Below are 11,755 nucleotides of genomic sequence, written 5' to 3'. Positions count from 1 at the left end.
TTTGCCTTTCGTTACACAAGTACATATCTATGATTATCTCAAAGCATCTCCTTTCATTCCTTTCTGTAAATGCTTTGAATAATCATGGATTAAAAAAAAAGAATGGTTTTGGTAAATTCTTTCTTGCTTTCTTTCTAAGCCAAAACCATTCTTATAAAATAATCAGAGGTTTCGATGTTTGATTTGAATGAAAAATATCCAAGAAAAATAGTTGCAGAAAAATTTGAAAATAAAATATTTGAGGATAACAGATTAGGCAAATGGGACACTACACTTGTAGTTCATAATGATAATTTAGTAATTTTTATGAATATAGGTGTACCGGGTAAATCAGGTCATTTTTTTAATAACAATCATAATCCTTCAAGTAAAGAAATAACTTGGTATGGCAGACCAGGAACTCATTCAGATCAGCCGTTAATGAAAAAAATAATTCAAAATCAAGTATCTCCTTTTATATTTGCTAGATGGGATAATTCTGATGATTTTACTTTTATAGGAAAGGGTAATTATGTTTCACACACTGATGGTGTAACTGGTTTTGACTCTGGAAAAAATGAAATCAAAACTCTAGAGGTGAAATTTAATTATGTATAAAGATAATTTTTATTATATTTTAAAAGATAGACTTGAATATGCTCAAGATTATTTAATTGATACTACTGCATATATTAAAAGTGTTAAATTTCAAGACAAGGTAGAAAAAGAATTTTATAAAGATAAAATTTTTTTATATTTACTTGTAAGTCTTGTAAATTTGCCATCTGATTTAATCAAAAATTATCAATACTTGAAAAGTATTTTAAATTGCAAAAGAGCACAAAAAGAAATTCAATTGCTTGAAGATGAGCTAAACAAATATGAAAAAAAAGGTTTATCTAGTTAATGTTTAGTTTTATCTGGCAAGCGTTGAGTGGATTAATTTTATTTATCATCTTAATTTTTGGATTAATTTTCATATCTAAATTATTTTTTGGTTTATAAATGCTATATGCCCAAATGGCGGAACGGTTAGACGCGACAAGATACACTTGTTTCATTTCGATGAGTATCAGTTCGAATCTGATTTTGGGTACCATTAAGTCGCCTATGACTTGCGGGGAGAAATAGGCTTCTCCTCGTAAAAATTAGGTGTAGTGGTGTTGATCCTGCTGTTGGAATTGTGTTAGAATTAATTAATCTTTTAAAGATTCGTTCGTAATACGTTTATTGCGCGGCCTTAAATAATGCCCTTCGAGGTGAGCCTTTTAAATCAGCAAACATTAACCCCCATAGATTTTATCTATGGATTTTTAAAAGGAGAAAATTATGGCAAGTTATAAACAAATATTAGCGAACAGAAAAAATTCACTCAAATCAACGGGGCCTATCACAGTTAGAGGTAAGTATTGGTCTTCACATAATAACATTAAACATGGATTAACCTCCAAAGATTTAATTGTCGGTGAAGATCAAAAGTCATTTGAGAGTTACCGTGATGAGATGCTTAAAAAATTAAATCCAAAAGGAATTTTAGAAGAACAAGTAGTTTTTAAAATTATTGATGTTGGGTTTCGATTGAGAAGGGTCTTTGGAATAGAGTCTGGGATGTTCAACCAGGAAATTTTAACTTATCAAGTTAATGAATACAAAGAAGATATAGCAGATAAATTTGATAATAAGGAAAATATATCAAATGTAGTTATTTCACCCGACCGATCAAAAAGGTTATTAGGTTTAGCATTTGGAAGAGATTCTAAAAATGGCTCATCTCTTTTAAAGCTTAATACTATTGAGGACAAACTTTTAAACAAGTATTTCAAATTATTAGAAATTTTGCAGAAAATGAGAGGAGGCAAAGATGGATTGGAGAAGTGATAGAAAACATTACATAAAGTACTGCAGCAAATGGCGAAGATCTAATCGTGGAATTTTAAAGCCAAATCATCATTATTATATGCGGTTAATTAAAAAGCAGACTGATGAATTCCTAAGAGAAAATAAAGATTATTTGTTAGCAAATAAGCCTGAGATTTATTACTCAATGATCAATAGAAAACTGCCTAAAAAATATATTAAAGAGGAAAAAGTAATAACACCTGTGAATTCTTATACACCTCCTCAATCAAAGATGAGTAGGGAAGAACTTGATCAATCTTTAGAAAAACAAATTAGTGAACGAAAAGAAAAGGAACATGCATTAAAAATTAAAAGAGAAAAAGAAAGAAAAGAACAAGAACGACTTAAATACAACCGTGAAACATCTGAAAAAGAACGAAGATATATTTATTGGGTAGACCCTAATCAGTCAATTAATCAAAATAAATTAGGTTCATCACAACAATGGAGGATTGAAAAAAAGTATAAGTATTATTAGTAAAAATGCTTATATTAACCGTTGCTACGTACTATGAAGTTTAATTATCCAAAGTCAATTAGAGCATATTATAATGGGCAAAGGCTTTATGATGTCAATAATGAAAAACTGCCAAGTGTAACTACAATCCTAAATGCTACAAAATCAAAAGAGGCAATAGAAAGCCTTAATAGATGGCGTACAAAATTAGGTGCTGCTGCTGCAGATAAAATTACTAAAGAAGCCACTAGCAGAGGTCAAGCAATGCATGATTTTCTTGAGAAATTTTTGTTAGGAAAATTAAATTTAGATTTGTTAGGTAATAATACTTTAGAAAGACAGATGGCAGATCAAATTATTGAGAATGGTTTAAGAAATAAGATAAATGAAATTTGGGGTGTTGAAGCAACATTATATTATCCAGAACGCTATGCTGGTGCTGCTGATTTAATTGGTAATTATGAAGGAAAAAATTCAATTATAGATTTTAAAAATAGTTCACAACTAAGAAAAGATGAATGGAATACAGATTACTACTTACAACTTTCAGCGTATCAGATGGCTCATAATAAAGTTTATGGAACTGATATAAATCAAGGAGTGATACTTGTTTGTACTAAAGATTTAATGTTTCAACGATTTGTAATTGATTCTGAAAGACTAAAACATTATCAAGAAATTTTTATGAGAAAAGTTGATGAGTATTATAAAATGCAATTAAATAATTAATTTTTTTGTTGACTTTAAATTTTTCTTAATTTAAAAGGTAAACACTAAATTTTTTAGCTACTTGTTTAGATGCCAACAGTTTAGTTTCTTAAAAAAAACTTACTTCATTTAAACTTAGATAAAAACTTTACGAAGCTACTTGTTTAGATGCTTGGTTAATGTTTTTTATTAAAATTTCATTAATTTAAATTCTTTCAAGTACTTCAGTTAAGGAGAATAATATGAAGTATATTGTATGGGATCTAGAAACTGATCATAGTGCTACAGATTGGTGTAGTATATTAGAAATTGGATGTATTCTTTTAGACAGTAATTTTAAAGAAGAACAAAGATTTCAGGCTAGATGCAGACTACCAGATGACCGCGTGCCAACCGCAACTGCCCTGTGTATTAACCGTACAAATGTTGATTTATTGACTAAATCTAATCTTTCCCATTATCAGCTCATTAACCAAATAGAAAAGCTCTTTAAATTTTGGTCCAAAGATCAGCCAACAACATTTTTAGCATATTCAGGAATAAACTTTGACAGCGAAGTCATAAGAAAAGAATTTTTTAAATCATTAAAAGATCCCTACATTGAAAATACACAAAATAATGTAAGGCATGATGCTCTTAACGTAGTTAGAGCTGCTTTTGCTGTTGATGACAAAATATTGAACAGCGAATTAAATGAAAAAGGCAATGTTTCAATGAAGCTCGAATCTCTTGCAAGACTCAATGGATTTGATGCACAAGATAGCCATTCAGCATTGGTGGATACAGAAAACACCTGCAATGTTTTGGGATTAATTAGGCAAAAACAGCCAAATTTATGGAATGAATATTTAAAAACAGCAAGCAAACAAACTGTAGAAAATATTATGAAATCTGAAAATTTATTTACAGTTACAGAATATTTCTATGGTCGATCAAGATTATTTTTAACAGCACCACTTCATCCAAAAAATTTTATTCATCCAATATACAAGTGGGCACAGGTGGTTGATTTACGTTTTGATTGTGAGAAACTTTTCAGTCTTTCATATAATGAATTAAAAGCAAAAATGAAAGAGTCACCAAAATTTTTAAGAACGGTGCGTTCTAATAAAGCGCCTATTATTTTAGACGCTAGTTATGCAATGAAAGTTGATCCATATAATAAATTAGATCCTGAGCTATTAAGAAAAAGAGCTGAATTAATAAAAAATAATGAAAAATTTGCAAATGATGTTTGTAATATTCTTCGAGAAAATGCAGAAGAAAAAATGCAAACTCAATCTCAAGAAGACCCAGAACCTGAAGAAACTATTTATACTGGATTCGCTTCACCTAAAGATAAATTTTTATTTACTAAATGGCATGAGGCAGATTGGAAAAATAAATTAGCATTATTGGATAAATTTGAAGATCAAAGATATTCTTATTTTGGTAGCAGAATTTTGTTCAATGAAGCTCCTGATATTTTACCAAAAGATATGTACAAGAAAATTAAACGTAAAATTGCCAAAAGAATATTGAGCACTAACAAAGAGAAGTGGACAACTGTTAATGATTTCTATGTCGATTGTGACAACCTTAGAGAAGATGATAACAAAATGTTTTCATTTAAAACTGTAGACGAAAAACTTAAATTTTTAGATGGCATTAACGATTATGTAATGAATCTAGAATCAAAATACCAGGATGCTTAGAATTTATGTCTGATAAAAAAAATAAAGATAAAAAAAATAATATTTTGAATTTTGTTAATAAATCTAAAGAGAATAAAAAAATTCAAACTGAGGATGATGAGTTTAAGAGAATGGATGCTTTGGCAAAAGAACTTGTAGATGTTTATTACAAAGCCTCTAAAAAAAGCTTTTTGAGTGTTGGTTATTGTTTTTATCTTTTTATATATAGAGTTTTACAAATGATGATTGCTCAAATAAGTTTTCCACTTTATCGTTATTACTACAGGTATGCATCTAAGCAAATATTAGAAAATTATGACGAATGGATAAAAGAGTATAAAGACTGGGATGGGGCTTCAGTCAATGATAAAGTTGAGGGAGCAAACAAACCACAAGATGAAAATGAAACAATACATTAATATGAAAGGACAATAAGAATGCTTGAGTTTTTTAATTTTCAATTTTTTTTAGGTTTGCTTTTTGGAGGCTTAATTGTTTTTGGAATTTACCCATATATATTTAAAAAAAAGGAACAAGACCTAAGTACTTTTGAGAGCAATCTTCAAGATATTGATAAAGCAATCAAAGATATCAAAAAAGATAATGATGAATATCAAGGAACGCTTACAGAAAAATTAGAGAACTTTACCACTTCAGGTGAAAACTTTGAAAAAATTGCTAACGAAATGAAAAATACATTAGTAGCAGGCTCATCTCAAAAACAAGGGGCTTGGGGAGAGATGGTTTTAGAACATATATTAACCAAGCTACAGTTCACAGAAGGCCAAGAGTTTGAAAAACATCAATTCTATAAAACAGAAGAGGGTGAGAGATTGATACCAGATTTTATTGTTCATTTTCCTGGTAAAAGAGACGTTATCATAGACTCTAAAGTTAATTTAACTGCTTGGGATGAATATGTGAATACAGATGATCTTCAAAAAAAAGAGGATGCTCTTAATCGTCATAAACAATCTATAAAAAATCATATCGACTCATTAGCAAAGAAAAATTATCAAAATTTAGATGGAATAAATTCTTTGGATGCAGTCATAATGTTCTGCCCAAATGAAGCTGCTATATCTTCTCTAGGGAATTCAAGTAGAAAAATGATGGACTATGCAATCCAAAAGAAAATAACTCTAGTTGGACCATCTATGTTGTACTTTACTTTAAAAACTGTTGAATATTATTGGAAGGCAGAAAAACAATCTAGAAATACCCAAAAAATAATAGAACTTGCAAATAAAATTAGCTCACAAAGTGTTGAAATTTATGAAAGTGCTAAAGTAGCAAGGGACAGTATTCAAAAAACATCTAGCGGCGTAGAAGATGTTATGAGAAAAATTAAGGATGGCAGGGGTAGTTTTTTAAGCAAAGTAGATAACCTAAATAAAGTTGGTGGATTAATCCCCAAAAAAAATATTCCGGAAAATATTAAAGAAGATCTTGAAATAGAAAATAATAACGAAGAGATTAAAAAAATAAAATAGTGAATAAAAATTTTTATTCAGCAACAATGCTTACAAGATTTATTAATTGTAAGCATATAATCACAAATGAATTTAATGAAAAAAAATTAAATCTAAAAAGAGCTGGAAGAACGGTTGCAGATAACTTACGTTTAGAAAAAGGTTTAATTCATGAGGTACAATATTTTAAAGAATTAAGTAAAAAATATAAAAAAGTAAAAAATATTAAAATTTTAAAAAATTTATCAAAAGAAGAAAAAATAGAGGAGACCATCAAGGCTTTAGAAGATGGATATGAATTAATTTATGGTGGTTGGCTCCAATCTGGAAACTGGAGTGGTGAGTTAGATTTTTTGGAAATAAATAAAAATGTTCAATCTAACTTAGGAAATTATAGCTATGAGATTATTGATACTAAAAATAGTTCAAAGGTAAAAGGAGATCACATTTATCAAGTTTGCTTATATTCTTTTTTACTTAAAGAGGCCCAAGGAACACTTGCAGATAATTTTTACATTTTATTGAAAGATAAAAGTAAAGAATTAATTAAACTTAAAGAAGTATATGATACTTTTTTATTGCATAAAAAATCTTATGAAACTTTCATAAAAAATGGTTTAGGCAAAACTAAACCAGAAAAATGTAGTAACTGTACTTTTTGTGATTGGAAAGAAGTTTGTGATAATGAATGGATTAATAAAAGGCACTTAAATCAAGTGTTATTAAACAATAGAAAGGATATAAAAAAATTAAATAACGCTGGTATTTATAATTTTGATGAATTAGCAAAACTAAATCCTAAAACAAAAATAGAGGGTTTAAGAGATGAAATTAAAATAAAAAGAATAAATCAGGCCAAATTACAAATTGAAGCTGAAGAAAAAGGTTATCCAATATTTAAAGTTATTGAAGAAAATTTAATATTAAATAAGGGATTTAACTTATTACCCAAACCTTCAGAATGTGATTTGTTTTTTGACATAGAATCTGTCCAAGACTATGTGTTCCCAGGTAGATTAGAGTATTTATTTGGGATTTATTATGAAGAAAATGGAGAAAAGATTTTTAAAACTTTTTGGAGTCATAACAAACAAGAAGAAAAACAAAGTGTAATTGACTTTTTTAATTTCACCAAAGCTCATTTTAAGAAGTATCCAAAAGCTAAAATTTATCATTACGCTTCTTATGAAATCAAAGCTCTTGAGAGATTAACTTCTCTACATAAAGTTCAAGGTGTAGATTATGATCATTATCTTAATCTTGGAAGATTTGTTGATTTGTTTAGAATTGTTAAACAAGCAATTTATGTTTCTGAAAAAAGTTATTCAATTAAAGAAGTTGAAAAATATTATGATTTTAAAAGATCTGGAGATATTAAAAAAGGTGATATTTCTGAAGAGTATTATATTCAATGGATAGAGACAAAAAAACAAAATTTGTTAGATGAGATTGAAGAATATAATAAACAAGATTGTGTCAGTACATTTAAATTAAGAAATTGGTTATTAAAAATTAAACCAGCAGATACAAAGTGGTTTATTCCTGAGAAGGAACAAATGGAATTAAGACCCTTTGAAGAAAATTTATTAGATTATCAGAAAAGATTTAATGCATCTAAATTATCAGACAATCCAATTGTAAAACTACTCTCAGATGTAATTGGCTTTTATAATCGTGAGCAAAAACCTCAATGGAGACAATTCTTTGACAGAAAAGATTTGTCAGATGAGGAATTAATTGATGATCGAGAATGTATAGGTAACATGAAATTGGTTTCCCAAGTACAAGATAAAAGGTCTTTTTGTTACAAATATCTATTTCCTGAACAAGAGTACAAATTAAAAAAAGGAAGAGGTGTAATTATAGCAAACAATAATGACCCAGATCGCGCAGACTATGCAGGAACAATTCAAGAATTAGATCAAATCAATAGAACTCTTGTATTAAGAAAAGGTATTTCCAAGGAACAAAAACAGTTGCCAAGAACATTGTCTATAGGTGAGAAGGTAATGGAACAATCTCGTTTTGAAAATTTAAACCAAAATATCTATAATTTTTGTGAAAATATTTTAGAAAATAAAAAAGGTTATGAAGCTTTAAAAAATTTTCTTAATCGAGACATTCCAAATATCAAAGGCATCAAACCTGGAGAAAAAATAATTACTTCTGAAGAGTTTGATAAAGAAATACCAGATGTAATTGCTAGGTTAAATTCGAGCTACCTTTTTTTGCAGGGTCCACCAGGTACAGGGAAGACCCTGCAATCTTCAAATGCTATTATTGAACTTTTAAAAAAGAATAAAAGAATAGCTGTAACAGCAAACTCCCATAAAGTGATCCATAACTTATTAGAACGAGTAGAAAAACTTGCAGAAAATCAAGGCTTTTTATTCAAGGGATTAAAAATGGGTAACCCTGATAATGATGATACGTATTACAAAGGCAATCTTATTAAAACAGATAAAAACGAAAAACATTACATAGATGCCTTAAAGGAGAGAAATACTTTGCTCTTTGCTGGAACCAAATATCATTTGAGCCAATGGTATTATAGAAGCAAAATTGATTATCTTTTTATTGATGAAGCAGGTCAAATATCAATTGCAGATTTAATCGCATTAGGTGGAGTTGCTAAAAATATTATTCTTGTAGGAGATCAATTACAATTAGGACAACCAACTCAAGGGTCTCATCCTGGTTTATCTAATAATTCAGTTTTAGATTATTTGCTTCAGGGAAAAGATACTATTGAAGACAATAGAGGAATTTTTTTGAACAGGACTTATAGGATGCATCCAAATATTAATTCATTTGTTTCAGAAAATTTTTATGAAAACAAACTTCTAACTAATCCTGAAAATCAAAAAAGAAAAATTGATTTACCAAATAATTTTTTTATTAAAAATGAAGGGATTCACACAATTTTGATGAATCACGAAGATTGTACTCAAACTAGTGAACAAGAATTTAAAAAAATAGATGAAATAATTAAAAAATTAATTGGTAAAAAATTTACTGATATAAATAACAAAGTTCGACCCTTATCAATAGAAGATTTTTTGATTGTAAGTCCTTATAATGCTCAGGTTAATTTTTTATTAGCTAGATTACCAGCGGGTACACGTTGTGGGACTATAGATCGGTTCCAGGGCCAACAAGCTCCTGTTACAATTATATCTATGACAAGTTCTGACCTTGAAAGTTTACCAAGGGATAAATCATTTTTTTTCAATAGAAATAGATTAAATGTAGCTATTTCAAGAGCACAGTGTTTGAGTATAATTCTTTTTAATCCTAAATTACTTGAGTCTCCTCCAAAAACTTATGAAGAATTTAAAATGATAAATAATTTTCAAAAATTATTGAAATATCAAGTTAATACTGATTGAATATATAAATAATATGAACACTACAATATTGATATCTGTATTAGTTTTCATAGTTATAATTCTAATAGTGCAACTATGGTTTGCTAATAAAAATCGAAATGAAAATTTCGATTTATCTGAGGATATAAATCAAGAAATAGAAAGTTTAGATAAGGAGTTAAAAGAAATAAAAGAACAAATTTCCTCAAATAATAATTTGTTAGAAACATATAACAAAGTTATTTCAAATAAATCTGAAGAATTAGAATCATATAAAGAAGCAAATACAAATACTAAACAGAAAGGTTTATTTACTAGTCTGATTGGAATTATAGATTTTATAGAAAAATTTAATTTAGATAATAATCATTTAGATGAAAAAACTAAAAATTATCTTATTGCCATCCAAGATAAGCTTGAAATAGCAATATCTTCAACAGGCATAGAAAAGTTTGAACCAAATTTAAATGATAATATTATGGAAGTTACAGGATGCACACCGTCTAGAAAAACACAAAAAACTAATGATGCAAGTAAAGTAAATCTAATTTCAAGAGTGTTAAAGCCTGGCTATCGTATTTTAATAAAAGATGATAAGTTTAATTATATAAAAAACGCTGAGGTAGAAATATTTGAGTTGGATCATAAATGACTAAAATAATAGGTATAGATTTAGGCACAACTTATTCAGCAATTGCTCAGCTAGACGACCTTGGAAATCCTGAAGTTTTATCATCAACTGATGAAAATAGAAAAATTACTGCGAGCACGGTTTATGTTAGTGGAGAAAAAGTGATAGTGGGCGATAAAGCTTTGGATGCTTTGGCAGCAACTCCTAAAAATGTAATTTCTGAAACAAAAAGACAAATGGAAAATGATGTTGTGTACTCTGTTGAAAAAGGGGAGTGGATAGAAAAAGAAGATGCTGATGATAATAATAGTTACACTCCTGCTCAAGTAAGTTCATTCATATTAAATAAATTAAAAGGTTATACTTCAGATGTTCAAAAGGCTGTAATAACAGTTCCAGCGTTGTTTGCAGAAAAAGCGAGAGTTGCAACCTTAGATGCAGCAAAAATGGCAGGTATAGAAGTGATTGAATTGATTAATGAACCTACTGCTGCCGCTTGTTATTATGCAAGTTTACCAAATGTAGAAAAGATAACTGGAAAGATTTTAGTATTTGATCTTGGTGGAGGTACATTTGATGTAACTCTTTGTGAGGTTGTTGATCAAAAAGTTGATGTAATTACTTCAAGGGGAGATAAGTGGCTAGGTGGTAAAGATTTTGATCAAGAAATTTTAAACTTAATTGATGAAAAATATAAAAATGAAACTGGAAAAAACTTAGATTTAACTGAAGGTAAGTTGCAGTATTTAGAAATTGCCGAAAGAATAAAAAGAAGTTTATCTGTTAAAAATAAGCATGCCGAAGTTGTTGAAGGATCTGAAGGACCAAAGAAAATAGAAATTACAAGATTAGAGTTTGAACAATCAATCCAAATGCACATTGAAAAATTAAAGATGCTGCTGGAAGAATGTATTGATGGGTCTGGGCATGAAGTTAGTGAAATTAACCACACATTGCTTGTAGGTGGTTCTACTAGAATACCAATCATTTCAAAAACCATTGAAAAAGTTATGGGCAAACCTCCTTTAAAAGGAGTTAATGTTGATGAAGCTGTTGCAGCAGGTGCTGCTGTTTATGCAGGATTGAAATCAAAGGATACTCTTAATACAGCTCAAAAAAAGGCAATAGGAAAAGTTCAGCTAAAAGATGTTTGTAATTTTTATATGGGAACTTTGGTTCAAAGAGATGATCCAGTGCTTAATAGAAAAATAACAGAGAACCTTGTTGTAATTGAAAGAGACACTAAGTTGCCTGCTGAAGAAACCACAACAGTTTACACAATATATGATGATCAACATGCAATTGATTGTTCTATTACTCAAAGTGAAGGAAGAGAATCTAATCGTGAGTTTGTAAATTTAATTCATCAAGGTGATTTAGAGTTTCCTGATAAAAAACCTAAAGGTAGGGAGATAGAAATCACATACAAATATGATACCAGCGGAGTAATGCATTGTACTTTTAAAGATGTTAGTTCAGATAAAAAATATGAAATTTCTTTAAGACCCGAGTCAGCTGAAGATTTAAGAAAACAATATGAGGCTATTGAACATATAGTTATTGAGTAA

At 28.9% G+C, this 11,755-nt stretch carries 11 protein-coding genes and 1 tRNA gene; all 12 read left to right on the top strand.

All coding sequences use genetic code 11. From position 1 onward, the window contains the following. Positions 1-174 precede the first annotated feature (174 nt). Entirely contained in the window at positions 175-597 is a 423-nt protein-coding gene (locus ACTTBE_RS04805) for a hypothetical protein (protein ID WP_440677403.1), read from the top strand. Next, a complete protein-coding gene (locus tag ACTTBE_RS04800; protein ID WP_440677402.1) occupies positions 590-886 on the top strand; it encodes a hypothetical protein in 297 nt (98 codons plus the stop codon). Before ACTTBE_RS04805 ends, ACTTBE_RS04800 begins: the two co-directional genes overlap by 8 nt. Before the next feature lie 107 nt (positions 887-993). Continuing rightward, positions 994-1,078: transfer RNA gene (locus ACTTBE_RS04795), tRNA-Val, on the top strand. Between the two features lie 230 nt (positions 1,079-1,308). Further along, positions 1,309-1,857 (top strand): hypothetical protein, encoded by a 549-nt coding sequence (locus ACTTBE_RS04790; protein WP_440655302.1) that lies wholly within the window; start codon positions 1,309-1,311, stop codon positions 1,855-1,857. After that, entirely contained in the window at positions 1,841-2,356 is a 516-nt protein-coding gene (locus tag ACTTBE_RS04785) for a hypothetical protein (protein ID WP_440677401.1), read from the top strand. The genes ACTTBE_RS04790 and ACTTBE_RS04785 overlap by 17 nt, the downstream gene beginning before the upstream one ends. Before the next feature lie 33 nt (positions 2,357-2,389). Further along, the gene (locus tag ACTTBE_RS04780) at positions 2,390-3,064 is read left to right on the top strand and encodes a hypothetical protein (RefSeq protein WP_440677400.1); all 675 of its coding nucleotides are present in this window, start codon (positions 2,390-2,392) and stop codon (positions 3,062-3,064) included. A 221-nt stretch (positions 3,065-3,285) separates the two neighbouring features. Beyond that, positions 3,286-4,737 (top strand): exonuclease domain-containing protein, encoded by a 1,452-nt coding sequence (locus ACTTBE_RS04775; RefSeq protein WP_440677399.1) that lies wholly within the window; start codon positions 3,286-3,288, stop codon positions 4,735-4,737. 5 nt (positions 4,738-4,742) lie between these two features. Next, positions 4,743-5,135 (top strand): hypothetical protein, encoded by a 393-nt coding sequence (locus ACTTBE_RS04770; RefSeq protein ID WP_440677398.1) that lies wholly within the window; start codon positions 4,743-4,745, stop codon positions 5,133-5,135. An 18-nt stretch (positions 5,136-5,153) separates the two neighbouring features. After that, positions 5,154-6,209 (top strand): DNA recombination protein RmuC, encoded by a 1,056-nt coding sequence (locus tag ACTTBE_RS04765; RefSeq protein ID WP_440655310.1) that lies wholly within the window; start codon positions 5,154-5,156, stop codon positions 6,207-6,209. Beyond that, positions 6,209-9,577 carry a TM0106 family RecB-like putative nuclease gene (locus ACTTBE_RS04760; RefSeq protein WP_440677397.1) on the top strand — a complete coding sequence of 1,123 codons (3,369 nt, stop codon included), beginning with the start codon at positions 6,209-6,211 and terminating at the stop codon, positions 9,575-9,577. Before ACTTBE_RS04765 ends, ACTTBE_RS04760 begins: the two co-directional genes overlap by 1 nt. A gap of 13 nt (positions 9,578-9,590) precedes the next feature. Then, on the top strand, positions 9,591-10,208 hold the full coding sequence (gene grpE / locus ACTTBE_RS04755) for a nucleotide exchange factor GrpE (protein ID WP_440677396.1): 618 nt from the start codon (positions 9,591-9,593) through the stop codon (positions 10,206-10,208). Further along, positions 10,205-11,755: an Hsp70 family protein gene (locus tag ACTTBE_RS04750; protein ID WP_440677395.1), complete on the top strand. Its 1,551-nt coding sequence runs from the start codon at positions 10,205-10,207 to the stop codon at positions 11,753-11,755. The genes grpE and ACTTBE_RS04750 overlap by 4 nt, the downstream gene beginning before the upstream one ends.

It is taken from the genome of Candidatus Pelagibacter sp. HIMB1587, assembly GCF_052047775.1.
GTDB lineage: Bacteria > Pseudomonadota > Alphaproteobacteria > Pelagibacterales > Pelagibacteraceae > Pelagibacter.
Note: the sequence above shows the minus strand (reverse complement) of the source record. Positions and strands in the feature narration are given on the sequence as shown.